General features: G+C 70.2%; 13 protein-coding genes and 2 pseudogenes. 5 read left to right on the top strand and 10 right to left on the bottom strand.

Going from position 1 to position 13,335, the window contains the following annotated elements:
• Positions 1-422 precede the first annotated feature (422 nt).
• The 3 genes and pseudogenes from UW392_RS63245 to UW392_RS63235 form a co-directional block, all read right to left on the bottom strand.
• A pseudogene (locus UW392_RS63245) lies at positions 423-814 on the bottom strand (DNA-3-methyladenine glycosylase); the annotation flags it as partial.
• 184 nt (positions 815-998) lie between these two features.
• The gene (locus tag UW392_RS63240; RefSeq protein ID WP_320784566.1) at positions 999-1,610 is read right to left on the bottom strand and encodes a DNA-3-methyladenine glycosylase; all 612 of its coding nucleotides are present in this window, start codon (positions 1,608-1,610) and stop codon (positions 999-1,001) included.
• Positions 1,611-1,624: 14 nt separating this feature from the next.
• A pseudogene (locus UW392_RS63235) lies at positions 1,625-1,882 on the bottom strand (DNA-3-methyladenine glycosylase); the annotation flags it as partial.
• A gap of 181 nt (positions 1,883-2,063) precedes the next feature.
• On the opposite strand from UW392_RS63235, the gene UW392_RS63230 reads away from it, so the two are divergent.
• The 3 genes from UW392_RS63230 to UW392_RS63220 all read left to right on the top strand — a co-directional run bounded on the left by UW392_RS63230 (position 2,064) and on the right by UW392_RS63220 (position 4,136).
• Entirely contained in the window at positions 2,064-2,846 is a 783-nt protein-coding gene (locus tag UW392_RS63230; RefSeq protein ID WP_320784565.1) for a sporulation protein, read from the top strand.
• Positions 2,847-2,924: 78 nt separating this feature from the next.
• Entirely contained in the window at positions 2,925-3,464 is a 540-nt protein-coding gene (locus UW392_RS63225; RefSeq protein WP_320784564.1) for a YbhB/YbcL family Raf kinase inhibitor-like protein, read from the top strand.
• 165 nt (positions 3,465-3,629) lie between these two features.
• The gene (locus tag UW392_RS63220; RefSeq protein WP_320784563.1) at positions 3,630-4,136 is read left to right on the top strand and encodes an HNH endonuclease; all 507 of its coding nucleotides are present in this window, start codon (positions 3,630-3,632) and stop codon (positions 4,134-4,136) included.
• A 90-nt stretch (positions 4,137-4,226) separates the two neighbouring features.
• Here UW392_RS63220 and UW392_RS63215 read toward each other — a convergent pair whose 3' ends face one another.
• The 3 genes from UW392_RS63215 to UW392_RS63205 all read right to left on the bottom strand — a co-directional run bounded on the left by UW392_RS63215 (position 4,227) and on the right by UW392_RS63205 (position 6,656).
• Positions 4,227-5,177, bottom strand: coding sequence for an SPFH domain-containing protein (locus UW392_RS63215; protein WP_320784562.1), 951 nt, complete (start codon positions 5,175-5,177; stop codon positions 4,227-4,229).
• 129 nt (positions 5,178-5,306) lie between these two features.
• Entirely contained in the window at positions 5,307-5,738 is a 432-nt protein-coding gene (locus tag UW392_RS63210; protein WP_320784561.1) for an NfeD family protein, read from the bottom strand.
• Positions 5,739-5,858: 120 nt separating this feature from the next.
• Entirely contained in the window at positions 5,859-6,656 is a 798-nt protein-coding gene (locus UW392_RS63205; RefSeq protein ID WP_320784560.1) for an ABC transporter ATP-binding protein, read from the bottom strand.
• A gap of 148 nt (positions 6,657-6,804) precedes the next feature.
• Here UW392_RS63205 and UW392_RS63200 point away from each other — a divergent pair, with 148 nt between their 5' ends.
• Positions 6,805-7,593: a hypothetical protein gene (locus tag UW392_RS63200; protein WP_320784559.1), complete on the top strand. Its 789-nt coding sequence runs from the start codon at positions 6,805-6,807 to the stop codon at positions 7,591-7,593.
• Between the two features lie 161 nt (positions 7,594-7,754).
• Here the strand turns inward: UW392_RS63200 and UW392_RS63195 are convergent, their stop codons facing one another.
• From UW392_RS63195 to UW392_RS63185, 3 genes are all read right to left on the bottom strand, one after another.
• Positions 7,755-7,994 (bottom strand): chaplin family protein, encoded by a 240-nt coding sequence (locus UW392_RS63195; protein WP_320784558.1) that lies wholly within the window; start codon positions 7,992-7,994, stop codon positions 7,755-7,757.
• 170 nt (positions 7,995-8,164) lie between these two features.
• Positions 8,165-8,806: a response regulator transcription factor gene (locus UW392_RS63190; protein WP_320784557.1), complete on the bottom strand. Its 642-nt coding sequence runs from the start codon at positions 8,804-8,806 to the stop codon at positions 8,165-8,167.
• Positions 8,799-9,971, bottom strand: coding sequence for a GAF domain-containing sensor histidine kinase (locus UW392_RS63185; RefSeq protein ID WP_320784556.1), 1,173 nt, complete (start codon positions 9,969-9,971; stop codon positions 8,799-8,801). The genes UW392_RS63190 and UW392_RS63185 overlap by 8 nt, the downstream gene beginning before the upstream one ends.
• A 475-nt stretch (positions 9,972-10,446) precedes the next feature.
• On the opposite strand from UW392_RS63185, the gene UW392_RS63180 reads away from it, so the two are divergent.
• Positions 10,447-11,154 (top strand): transglycosylase SLT domain-containing protein, encoded by a 708-nt coding sequence (locus tag UW392_RS63180; RefSeq protein WP_320784555.1) that lies wholly within the window; start codon positions 10,447-10,449, stop codon positions 11,152-11,154.
• Between the two features lie 76 nt (positions 11,155-11,230).
• Here the strand turns inward: UW392_RS63180 and UW392_RS63175 are convergent.
• The coding region (locus UW392_RS63175) for an ATP transporter ATP-binding protein/permease (protein WP_320784554.1) at positions 11,231-13,335 on the bottom strand (2,105 nt) is incomplete at its 5' end.

Genomic DNA, 13,335 nt, shown 5'->3' with positions numbered 1-13,335 from the left:
ACCCGAGAGACTCTCTCAGGCTTTCCTCCGGGCGCTTCCCTTCGGTCTTGCGTTTCCGACTCTATCAGATCTTTCCGATCCGATTTCCTCGGTGCTTTCCAGGTTCCCGCTTCCGCGTTTCCCTTTCCGGCGATTCCGACTCTATCAGATCCTTTCGGGCCTGATTCCCAGTCGGCAGGTTTCGCCTTTCGGCTGTCTGCCGGCCACAGGTTTTCCCTCGTGGCCTTTCGACATTCACTACGTTAACCGATTCCCCTGCCAACTCATAACTGAGTGGCGCAGATGCAATTCAGGCGTGCGGGCACGTCGGAATCGATCCCGTTGGGGTGGTGAGGTAGTGGGTTGGCCGCTTCCGGCTGCAGGCTGATCGCCGTACCCGGTTCAAGCGGCTCGGGCCACGTTACGGAGTCCTCAGGGCCGCGTCAAGTGCAACGCCGACGGGAAGTGTGGGCGCGGTACGGGCTCACCGTGGGGTCGTCCGCGAACCAGAAGCGCCACGGGTGGACGCCCCCCTCCCCGGCGACACCGGTGCGCGGACCGCTGCGTACCTGGTCGGGGCCGACAGGAGTCCCGTACCGGACGGCGAAGGGACTGTCGGGGCCGGCGCAGGCGTCGGCGCCGTCCATGGTCCGGTCCACTCCCAGGGCCGTGGCGAGGCGGGCCGGGCCTTTGGCCAGTTCCTTGTCGGTGCGGGCCGAGATCCGCCGCTTGCGGGCGGGGCGAGCTCAAGGCCCTCCACGATCTCGCCGGCCCGGTGCAGGATCCCGCTCGCCCGGCCCTCCGGTCCGCATACCAGGTTCATGCAGTGCCACAGGGCTCCGCAAGCGACGACAAGCAGGGCACAGGCAGGGCGAGCGATCATCTACGCCAGACTCGGCCCTACCCCGGTGGACCTGGCCGAGGCGACCGGCGTCACGTTGGCCGCCGCACAGGCACAGGGAGTGCTCGACCTGTCCACCCCGTCCGGCCGTCTCGCTGCTCGCAAGGCGCACAGCGCGTCAGGCCCCGGTGGCCGGTCTGGCTCGCGGGCTCAGTCGGTACGCCGAGACCGTCGGATCACCGGCGAGGTAGAACCGGTGTTGCCAGTCGTGGGCCTTGCTCACGCCTACCCGAGGACCAACCTGGATGAGCGCGGCAGGTACTGGCTCACCCTCGGACAACACGACCGAGGCACCTGTCAGAAGGTCTGCGCCGTTGTGCTCCGCCGTGATGCCGAGTGCCTGGCAGAAGTTCCCCGGGCCTCGGGAGAGCCGTGCACTTTCGACCCTCTCCCCTCGCCGCTCACGTGCCAGGTCCTCCCCCTCGATGACTTTGCCCGCCCGAATGAGGACGGCCGAGGCGGTGCCGTCCGTCCCGGTGACGACGTTGGCGCACCAGTGCAGGCCGTGGGACCGGTAGACGTACAGGTGTCCTGCGGGTCCGAACATGACCGCGTTGCGGGGTGTCCGGCCGCGGTAGGCATGGGAAGCCGGGTCGGCCGCGCCGGAGTACGCCTCGGTCTCCGTGACGGCGATGCTCACGGTTCCCTCGGGGGTTTTGCAGGTGAGTACACTCCCGAGCAGCTTGGGAGCGACTTCTTCGGCAGGGTGGGCGAGAAGATCGACGTTCATGCTGACTGCCTTGACATGCCGTAGGTGAAGTAGACGTAGACGTGTCCGGGCGGACCGAACACGACACCGTTGCGGGCCGTGCGGCCCCGGTAGGCGTGGGATCCGGGATCGTTCGGGCCGTCGTACGCTTCGACCTCCGTCAGTCGGAGTTCGAGCGGACCGTCCGCGGTGGTGCGGACGAGCACGCGGCCCAGGTGGTCGGGCGCCACGTCCAGGACGGGTCGGTCGAAGAACTCGCGGGGCAGGGGCGTACGGTCAGCTGTCGCGATCATGCCGTCCGAGCGTACTCCGGACGGGTGCCGTGCCTTGTCCGTCCTCGCGCGGCCGGGGAGGCTTCCGCCTGAGGGTGAGGGCGCGGAACCGGTGATGGCCGGATCGCGTGTGTAGGGATCAAGGATCCGTACGGAACAGGGCTTCACACAGAGCGCAGGCGTTGCCTGGGGAGGAAGAGACATGGGGTTCAAGCGACTGCTCGCGAGCCTGGGGGCCGGTGGCGCTTCGGTGGAGACGGTACTGAGCGAGGTCAATGTCGTTCCCGGTGGGGTCGTCCAGGGCGAGGTGCGGATCCAGGGCGGCTCCGTGAGCCAGCGGATCGAGGGGTTGTCCGTCGGGCTGCAGGCCAAGGTCGAGGTGGAGAGCGGCGACCAGGAGTACAAGCAGGACATCGAGTTCACGAAGGTGTCGCTCGGCGGGGCCTTCGAACTGGAGGCCCAGGCGATCCACGCGGTTCCGTTCGGGCTGGAGATCCCGTGGGAGACGCCGATCACGATGATCGACGGGCAGCCGCTGCGGGGGATGAACGTCGGCGTGACCACCGAGCTGGCGATCGCGCGGGCGGTGGACTCCGGTGACCTGGACCCGGTCAACGTGCACCCGCTGCCGGCGCAGCAGGCGATCCTGGACGCCTTCATCCAGCTGGGCTTCCGGTTCAAGAACGCGGACCTGGAGCGCGGGCACATCCGCGGTACGCGGCAGCAGCTGCCGTTCTACCAGGAGATCGAGTTCTTCCCGCCGCAGCAGTACCGCGGGCTGAACCAGGTGGAGCTCAGCTTCGTCGCGGACCAGAACGAGATGGACGTCGTCCTGGAGATGGACAAGAGGGGCGGCCTGTTCAGCGAGGGCAGCGACTCCTTCCGCGCCTTCCGGGTGGGACTGAACGGCTACCAGGACACCGACTGGGCGGCCTACCTCAACCAGTGGCTGTCCGAGGTCGGCAGCAGGCGTAACTGGTTCTAGGCTCGGAACCCGAGGATCCACGGGTCCGAGGACCCGGAAACTCGGAAGAGTCAATCCCACGCACCAGGAGGTACCGAGGTGACCGAGGCCAAGAGGCCCCCGCTTCCCCATGACTTCCATCCCCCCGTGCCGTCGTTCACGGTCACGAGCGAGGACGTCCAGGAGGGCGCGACGCTGAAGGACGCGCAGGTGCAGGCGGAGGGGAACACCTCGCCGCAGCTGCGCTGGGAGGGCTTCCCGCCGGAGACCAAGAGCTTCGCCGTGACGTGTTACGACCCGGACGCCCCGACCGGGAGCGGCTTCTGGCACTGGGTCGTGTTCGACATCCCGGCCTCGGTGACCGAGCTGCCGGTGGGCGCGGGCACGGGAAAGTTCGAGGGGCTGCCCGAGGGTGCCGTGCAGGCGCGCAACGACTACGGGACGAAGGACTTCGGGGGCGCCGCGCCGCCTCCCGGGGACCGCGCGCACCGCTATGTGTTCACGGTGTACGCCGTGGACCAGGAGGAGCTCGGCCCGGACTCGGACGCCTCGCCCGCCGTGGTCGGCTTCAACCTGCGCTTCCACACGCTCGCGCGTGCGCAGCTGATCGGTGAGTACGCGGCTCCCGCCGAGAGCTGACCTGCCTCTTCTCATCTCGACGTTCATTGAACGTTTGCCCGCCTCCGGTCCTGGAAGTGTTCGGAGGCGGGCATTTTTATTGCGTTGTCCATCTCGGTGTGCCCGGCCAAGGTTGATCCAAGCCCGCCAGGGGGGTGGGCCGGTGCGCAACAGGAGGTGGGCGGGGTGCGGGAGACACTGGTACTCAACGCGAGCTTCGAGCCGCTGTCGACAGTGACGCTCAACCGAGCCGTCGTGCTGGTGCTGCAGGACAAGGCCGTCGTCGAGCAGGCCCACCCCGAACTGCGCATGCGCGGGGCCGCCGTGGACATACCGGCGCCCCGGGTGATCAGGCTCTGCAGATACGTACGGGTGCCGTTCCGAAGAAACGCTCCGTGGTCGAGGCGGGGCGTTCTCGTGCGTGACCGGCACAGGTGCGCGTACTGCGGCAGGCGGGCGACGACCGTGGACCACGTGGTGCCGCGGTCCCGTGGCGGTGGGGACACCTGGCTGAACACGGTGGCCTCGTGCGCGGAGGACAATCACCGCAAGGCGGACCGTACGCCGGAGCAGGCCGGCATGCCCCTGCTGCTGCAGCCCTTCGAGCCGACGCCCGCGGACGCGATGCTGCTGACGCTGGCGCAGGACGACTACCAGGCGCTCCCGGAGTGGCTGGCGCAGAGCGCGGCCTAGCCGGGCGATACGTTCTGGCGATACATGACCGGGGCCGCCTTCCGTTGTCGGAAGGCGGCCCCGGTCATGTCCGTGCCGGTCGTGTCGGTGTCAGTCGGTGATCGACGGCTTCTCGCGGCGCTCCGTGCCGCCGGAGGAGCCCGCGCCGCCCTGGCCGCCGCCACCCATGAGGCCGAAGTTGCCGACGGCGCCGGAGAGGCCCTTGAGCGCGTCGCCGATCTCGCTGGGGACGATCCAGAGCTTGTTGGCGTCGCCCTCGGCGATCTTCGGCAGCATCTGGAGGTACTGGTAGGAGAGCAGCTTCTGGTCGGGGTCGCCGGCGTGGATCGACTCGAAGACCGTACGGATCGCCTGGGCCTCGCCCTCGGCGCGCAGCGCGGCGGCCTTGGCCTCACCTTCGGCGCGCAGGATCGCGGACTGCTTCTCACCCTCGGCGGTGAGGATCTGCGACTGGCGGATGCCTTCGGCGGTGAGGATCGCGGCGCGCTTGTCACGGTCGGCGCGCATCTGCTTCTCCATCGAGTCCTGGATGGAGGTGGGCGGCTCGATGGCCTTGAGCTCGACGCGGTTGACGCGGATGCCCCACTTGCCGGTCGCCTCGTCGAGGACGCCGCGCAGGGCCGCGTTGATCTCCTCGCGGGAGGTGAGGGTGCGCTCCAGGTCCATGCCGCCGATGATGTTGCGGAGCGTGGTGACGGTGAGCTGCTCGATCGCCTGGATGTAGCTGGCCACCTCGTAGGTGGCGGCGCGGGCGTCGGTCACCTGGTAGTAGATGACCGTGTCGATGTTGACGACCAGGTTGTCCTGGGTGATCACCGGCTGGGGCGGGAAGGGGACGACCTGTTCGCGCAGGTCGATGCGGTTGCGGATGGTGTCGATGAACGGGACGACGATGTTCAGGCCGGCGTTCAGCGTCCGTGTGTAGCGGCCGAAGCGCTCCACGATGGCGGCGCTGGCCTGCGGGATGACCTGGATGGTCTTGATCAGGGCGATGAAGACCAGCACCACCAGAATGATCAGGACGATGATGATCGGTTCCATCGACTCCCCGTACCCTTCTCCGCACTCTGTGTTTCAGGAAGATCTTATGCCTGGTGAAGATCTTGTTGGTCGAGTCTGTCAGACCGCCGACTGCCGGGTGGGGCGTTCGGCCCAGTTGTGTCCGCGCGGTCACATGACGATCGCCGTGGCCCCGTCGATCTCCACGACATCCACTTCCTGGCCCACTTCGTAGACCTGTCCGGCGTCGAGGGCGCGCGCCGACCAGACCTCGCCGGCCAGCTTGATGCGGCCGCCCCCGCCGTCGACCCGCTCCAGGACGACGGCGTGCTTGCCCTTCAGCGCGTCCACGCCGCTGGTGAGCTCCGGCCGCTCGGCGCGCTGCCGGGCCACGATGGGACGTACGACCGCGATGAGCGCCACCGACACGGCGGCGAAGACCACCACTTGGATCACGATGCCGCCGCCGAGCCCCGCCGTCAGGGCACCGGCCCCGGCGCCCACGGCGAGCATGCCGAACTCCGGCATCGCGGTCAGAACGAGCGGAATACCGAGTCCGACCGCGACGACAAGCCACCACACCCATGCGTCAATGCTGTCCACATGGTCATGGTAGGACCACTATCGCCCCACGGACAGGGCGCACGATCAAGTGAGGGGCACCGAAGCCCGGTTGTACGGCCGGACGGCTCAACTCGCGTCGGCGGACCAGGGCTTGGAGCGTCAGGACAGCGGCAGGCCCTGGGCGGTCCAGCGTTCGCCAACCTGTTCGACCACGAGCGGCAGGCCGAAGCAGTGGGAGAGGTTGCGCGAGGTGAGCTCGAGCTCCAGCGGACCGGCGGCGAGCACCTGGCCCTGGCGGATCATCAGCACGTGGGTGAAGCCCGGCGGGATCTCCTCCACGTGGTGCGTGACCATGATCATGGACGGGGCGATGGGGTCGCGGGCGAGCCGGCCGAGGCGCCGTACCAGGTCCTCTCGGCCGCCCAGGTCGAGGCCGGCCGCGGGCTCGTCGAGGAGCAGCAGCTCGGGGTCGGCCATCAGGGCGCGGGCGATGAGGGTGCGCTTGCGCTCGCCCTCGGAGAGGGTGCCGAACTTCCGCTCGAGGTACTCGCTCATGCCGAGGCGGTCGAGGAAGGCGCGGGCGCGCTGCTCGTCGATCTCCTCGTAGTCCTCGTTCCAGGTGGCCGTCATGCCGTACGCGGCGGTGAGGACGGTCTGCAGGACGGTCTGGGCCTTGGGGAGCTTCTCGGTCATGGCGATGCCGGCCATGCCGATGCGCGGGCGCAGCTCGAAGACGTCGGTGCCGGGCCTGCCGAGGGGCTCGCCGAGGATGGTGGCGGTGCCCTTGCTGGGGAAGAGGTAGCTCGACGCGAGGTTCAGCAGGGTCGTCTTGCCGGCGCCGTTGGGACCGAGGATGACCCAGCGTTCACCCTCCTTGACCGACCAGGAGACCTGATCCACCAGAGCGCGGCCCTCGCGGACCACGGTTACGTCCTCCAGCTCCAGAACATCGCTCATGAGCGCGCTGTCTCCCCTTGCAGTGTCGGCCGGTCTCGGCTTTCGCGTACGCCTGTGCGCGACCCTCGCCCGTGGGCGAAAGCCCCCTAGGAAATCTACGCCACCGGCCGGGCGGACCGTTCCATCGGCCGGTCCTTAGGCTGGGGGCATGCTCTCGGAACCGCGCTCAGGACGCCTCACCGCCTACGGGAATGCCCTTTTTGCCGGGCTCGTCTCGCCGGACGACGCGGTGCTCGCGATCGTCGGGGAGGACGCCGTGCACCGGGTGGAGGGACTGCCCGGGGAGTCCGGCCCCGTCGGTCTCTCCCTCGCTCTGGGGCGGCTGCGCACGCTCGGGGCGACCGGGCTGCGGGTGGCGCTGCCCCAGGCCGGTCATCCGCTCGGGCTGAGCGGGCCGCCCGAGTTCAACAAGCGGGCGATCGAGGCGGAGGAGGCCGTGGTGTGTCACGGCGCCGCCCTGGGGCTGGTGCCGGAGGTGTACGAGGCGGGGCCCGCGGGCGACGTGCACGTGGAGGTCGTCTGGCACTGCCTGGAGGTGCGGGAGGCGCCGCCCGCGGACGTACCGTCCCTCGGGGAGGCCGAGCGGGAACTGGCAGAGGCCCTGCGGGAGGCCACCGAGGTGCTGTCGCGGCTGGACGTGGCGGGCTCGGGGCCGGTGGCGGAGGCGGCGGTCGACGCGTACCGGGCGCGGGCCGAACAGGGGCGCAAGGTGCTGGCGCCGGGGTACCCGCCGCGGGCGGTGCGGGTGCTGGAGCTGGCCCAGCGGGTCGGGCTGCTGGTCTCACTGGCGTACGGGAACGGGCACGGGGGCGCGGTGAGCGCCTCGGAGATGGCGGCGCGGGCGTCGGCGCTGCGCCCGGTGGAGCGGACGGCGCGGCGGGCGCAGGTGGCGGCGTACAACTCCGCCGTGGAGGAGCGCGAGCGCGGCGGGCGCTGAGGGCCTCCTGCCGGAGGGAGGGCCTGCGCCGCCGGGGTACCGGGGCATCGGGACGGACGCGGGGGAGCCGGCCCCGCGAACCGCTGGGGTCGCGGGGCTCCTCGACGGCCTCCGGCCTCCTGGGCGTCCGGGAGGCCGGTGGTCACCGATGTGCCGGGGTGTCAGTGGTTGATGCCCTTGTTGCCGAAGGTGGGGTTCAGGATGCCGACGACCCTCACACCGTTGCCGACCACATTGACGGGGACGTGGGCCGGAACCTGGACAAGGTTGCCCGCGAGCACGCCCGGCGAGCGCACGGTCGCACCCTGCGCGCCGGCGCTCGCCGAAGCCATGCCGGCACCGGCGGCGACCAGACCACCGGCCATGAGCGCGACGGCCGCGGCCTTCTTGAGGTTCTTCACTTCTCGGTCCTCCCTGACGATCGCTGCGGTCGGTCCCCGCAGCACGCCCTGGGGAACGGCCCGCGTCCGGTGAGGATGCGCCATCCGGAGTACATCCACACGACTGTGTGTATCTCGGTCCGGGACAGTGCCTTTCGAGTGGTCCGTCATCCCGTCACACCGGGTTGTGGTCATTCCGTCACACCGTGGCGCACGGCCCACAGCGCGGCCTGGGTGCGGTCCGCGAGGTCGAGCTTCATCAGGATGTTGGAGACGTGGGTCTTGACCGTCTTCTCGGAGAGGACGAGCGCGCGGGCGATCTCGCGGTTCGCGCGGCCGTCCGCGATCAGGCCCAGCACCTCGCGCTCCCGCTCGGTGAGCGAGCCGCCCCTGCCCTGCCCCGGCACGTTCTCCTCCTGGGACAGGAGCGCGCCGGCGACCTCGGGCTGGAGCAGTACGTGCCCGGCGTGCACGGAGCGGATGGCTCCGGCGAGGGCGTCCGGGTCCACGTCCTTGTAGACGTACCCGGCGGCTCCGGCGCGCAGTGCCGGGACCACCGTGCGCTGTTCGGTGAAGCTCGTGACGATCAGCACGCGCGCGGGGTTGTCGAGGGCGCGCAGCCGGCGCAGTGCCTCGACGCCGTCCATGCCCGGCATCTTGACGTCCATGAGGACGACGTCCGGCCGGAGCTCCTCGGTGCGGGCGACCCCCTCCGCGCCGTCGGCGGCCTCCCCCACCACCACGATGTCCTCCTGCACCTCCAGGAAGGTGCGCAGCCCGCGGCGGACCACCTGGTGGTCGTCGACGAGCAGCACTCGGATCGCGTCAGCCACCGGGGACCTCCATCTCGATCGTGGTGCCCTTGCCGGGCGCCGATTCCACGGTCAGCCGGCCTCCGGCCCCGCTCGCCCGGTCCCGCATGGAGACCAGGCCCAGGTGGCGTCCCGCGCGCCGTACCGTCCGCGGGTCGAAGCCGACGCCGTCGTCCGTGACGCGCAGGACCGCCGCGCAGCCGCCGCGCCGCCGCAGGGTGACGTCGACCCGTGCGGCGCCGGAGTGCCGCAGCGCGTTGTGCAGGGCCTCCTGGGCGACCCGGAGCAGGGCCTCCTCCTGGGCCGCGGGCAGCGCGCGCACCCCGTGCGCGGCGAAGGTCACGCGCGCGGTGTGGGCGCGGTCGAGGACCCGGGCCTGGTTGCGCAGGGTGGCGACCAGGCCGTCCTCGTCGAGCGCCGCGGGACGCAGTTCGACGACGGCGGCGCGCAGCTCGTCGGCCGCCTCCGCGGCGAGCTCGGCGACCTGCTGCAGCTCGCCCTTGGCGCGCGAGGGGTCGCGGTCGACCAGGGCGGCCGCGGCCTGGGCGGTCAGGCGCAGGGAGAAGAGCTTCTGGCTGACGGCGTCGTGGAGCTCGTGCGCGAGCCGGGAGCGCTCCTCGGCGATGGTGAGCTCGCGGCTGCGCTCGTACAGCCGGGCGTTGGTGAGGGCGATCGCGGCGTGCTGGGCGAGGATCGACAGCAGTTCCTCGTCGTCCGCCGTGAAACCGCAGCCGCCGGCGGGCCCGGGGGCCGCGGGGTGCCCCTGGCCCGGACGCACCTTGTTGGCCAGGTAGAGCGCCCCGATGACCTCGTCGCCGTCGCGGATGGGCAGGCCCAGGAAGTCGGCGAGCTCGGGGTGGGCGCTCGGCCAGCCCTCGAAGCGGGGGTCCTCGCGGACGTCGGCGAGGCGCTCCGGCTTGGCGTCGTGCAGCATCGCGGCGAGGATGCCGTGCTGGCGCGGGAGCGGGCCGATGGCCTTCCACTGCTCCTCGCTGACGCCGTCGACGACGAACTGGGCGAAGCCGCCGTGGTCGTCGGGCACGCCGAGCGCCGCGTACTCGGCGTCGAGCAGCTCGCGCGCCGAGGCCACGATCGTCTTCAGGACGTCCCGCACCTCCAGGTGCCTGCTCATGGCCAGCAGCGCGGAGCTCACCGCTGCCAGGCCGGACCGTGGACCTTGACTCATGACCTCACGGTACCGGCGGGGTCCGACAGCCCGGATCGGTCGGGTGACGGGGCCGCGCGGGGGCGGTGGTCCTAGGACCGGGGGCCCGGTCCCACCCGTTCCCTCGCGCTTCCGCCCGGGTGTGCGCGACTCCGTCGGACACCACCTACACGCAGCATTGCTCTAGCAACTCTTGGTGAGGATGACGGGCGGGCGATGTGAGCCCCCACATAGGGCGCACATCACGTACGAAGGGCGCTAGGAGAGCCAGAGCGGCTCGATGAGCGGGGAAGACGTGCCTTTTCGTGCCACTTTTCCGGCCCCGTGTCCACTATCCCGGATCGTACGTCACACCTTTGCCACGGGTTTTTGCGGCCGCTAACAATGGCTGCCGTCGCTCGGTTCCGCGGCTCTTACCCGCGGCGCTCTTGCCGGAAACATCGTGTCCCCCCTGGCGCCAGAGCGGCCTTCCGCTACTCGAAGAGGTCCCCCAGTCATGTCCCAGAACACCCCCGCCCAGGGTCGTGGTCGAGCCCTGACCAAGACCCACAAGCTCTCGCTCGCCGGTGTCGCCGGCCTCGGTGCCGCCGCCCTCGCGATCAGCCTGGTGCCGGGCGGCGGTCAGACCACGACCGCGGACTCCGCGACCGCTCCGGTGGTCTACGACGAGCAGCACATCAAGGACGTCAAGGCCAGCGTCACCGACCAGCTGGCCGGCGCGAGCCTGAAGGCCGAGGCCGCCGCGGCGAAGCAGAAGGCCGCCGCCGAGACGGACGCGAAGAAGAGCGACGCGGAGAAGAAGGCCACCGAGGAGCGCGGTACGGAGAGCACCAGCCGGTCCGCCGAGCGCGCCCCGGTCCAGCCGGTCGCCGAGAAGACCTACGCGAACAACCTCGACGGCTGGATCCGCGAGTCGCTCGACATCATGAAGAAGAACGACATCCCGGGCTCGTACTACTGGCTGCACAAGAACATCATGCGGGAGTCCTCGGGCAACCCGAAGGCGATCAACAACTGGGACATCAACGCCATCAACGGCATCCCGTCCAAGGGCCTGCTCCAGGTGATCCCGCCGACCTTCGAGGCGTACCACGTCTCCGGCACGCCGAAGGACATCTACGACCCGGTGGCCAACATCGTGGCCGCCGCGAACTACGCGGCCGACCGCTACGGGTCGATCGACAACGTGGACGGCCCGTACTGAGGCACTGAGCGGCGCGTCGGCGCGGGAAGGGCGGCACCCCGGTGGGGTGCCGCCCTTCCCGCGTTCCGTACGGAGCCTACTTCCGCATGACCTCCGGCTCGTGGCGGCGCAGGAAGCGGGCCACGAGGAGGCCGCAGACGGCGGCGAGGGCGAGCAGGGCCGCCATGTCCATGAAGTACGCCGACGCCTCGTGGTCCCAGAGGGGGTCCGTGCTGCCCGGATCGTCGGTGTTCGGGTTGATCCGGTTGAGGTCCATCGTGGCGCCGGCGGCGGCGACGGCCCAGCGGGACGGCATGAGGTACGAGAACTCGTTGACGCCCGGGGTGCCGTGCAGGATGAACAGGCACCCCGTGAACACGACCTGGAAGATCGCGAACATCACCAGCAGCGGCATGGTCACCTCGGAGGTCTTCACCAGCGAGGAGATCACCAGGCCGACCATCATCGAGGCGAAGCCGAGCGCCATGACCGGGACGGCCAGCTCGAGCATGACGGCGGCCTTGCCGTCGCCGAGGAACACGCCCTCCTCGGTCATCTCCCGGGTGGAGAAGCCGATCGCGGTGACCAGGGCGCCCTGCAGCAGCGCGATCACGCCGAGGACGATCACCTTGGACGTCAGGTAGGCGGAGCGCGACAGGCCGGTCGCGCGCTCCCGCTCGTAGATGACCCGTTCCTTTATCAGCTCACGGACGGAGCTGGCGGCGCCCGCGAAGCAGATGCCGACCGCCAGGATCAGCAGCACGGTGGTGGCCGTGCCGTTGGGGATGAGCCGGCCGGTCCCCGGGTTCTCCCGGGGCAGCAGGCTCTTGTCCGGGTCGATGAGCAGGCTCACCGCGCCGATGACGGCCGGCAGGAGGAAGGTCAGCGCGAGGAAGCCCTTGTCGGAGACGATGACCGCGACGTACCGCCGGATCAGGGTCATCAGCTGGGAGCCCCAGCCCTGCGGCTTCGGCGGCCTCATCGCCTGCGGCGGTGCCTGCGACGGGGGCGTCTGCGCCGACTGCGGGGCGCCGGCGTCGATGTCGGCGGCGTACATCTGGTAGTGCTGCGAGCCCTTCCAGCGGCCCGCCCAGTCGTAGTCCCGGTAGTTCTCGAACGCGGAGAAGACGTCGGCCCAGGACGAGTAGCCGAAGAAGTTGAGGGCCTCCTCCGGCGGGCCGAAGTAGGCGACGCTGCCGCCGGGCGCCATGACCAGGAGCTGGTCGCAGAGCGCCAGCTCGGCCACGGAGTGGGTGACCACCAGGACGGTGCGGCCGTCGTCGGCGAGGCCGCGCAGCAACTGCATGACGTCGCGGTCCATGCCCGGGTCCAGGCCGGAGGTCGGCTCGTCCAGGAAGATGAGCGACGGCTTGGTGAGCAGCTCCAGGGCCACCGAGACCCGCTTGCGCTGACCGCCGGACAGGGCGGTGACCTTCTTGTCCTTGTGGATGTCGAGCTTCAGCTCGCGCAGCACCTCGTCGATGCGGGCGTCACGCTCGGCCGCCGTGGTGTCCGCGGGGAAGCGCAGCTTGGCCGCGTACTTCAGGGCCCGGCTGACCGTGAGTTCCTTGTGCAGGATGTCGTCCTGCGGGACCAGGCCGATGCGCTGGCGCAGCTCGGCGAACTGCTTGTACAGGTTCCGGTTGTCGTAGAGGACCTCGCCCCGGTCGGCCGGGCGGTAGCCGGTGAGGGCTTTCAGGAGTGTGGACTTGCCGGAGCCCGAGGGGCCGATGACCGCGACGAGCGACTTCTCGGGGACGCCGAAGGAGACGTCCTTGAGGATCTGCTTGCCGCCGTCGACCGTGACGGTGAGGTGGCGGGCCGAGAAGGACACCTCACCGGTGTCGACGAACTCCTCGAGCCGGTCGCCGACGAGCCGGAAGGTGGAGTGGCCGACACCGACGATGTCGTCCGGGCCGAGCAGCGCCGTGCCGCCCTTGGCCATCGCCACACCGTTGACGAACGTGCCGTTGTGCGAGCCGAGGTCGCGGATCTCGGAACGGCCGTCGGGCATCGCGTGGAACTCGGCGTGCCGGCGCGAGACCTGCAGGTCGGAGACGACCAGCTCGTTGTCGAGCGCACGGCCGATGCGCATCACCCGGCCCAGGTCCAGCCGGTGGAACGTCGTCGGGCTGCGGTCGCCGTAGACCGACGTCGCTCCCGCGTCACCGCCGGGGCCGCCCTGCTGCGGGACCGGCGCCG

It is taken from the genome of Streptomyces sp. CRN 30, assembly GCF_034105845.1.
The sequence above is the reverse complement of the archived record's forward strand: the minus strand, read 5'-3'. Positions and strand labels throughout refer to the sequence as shown.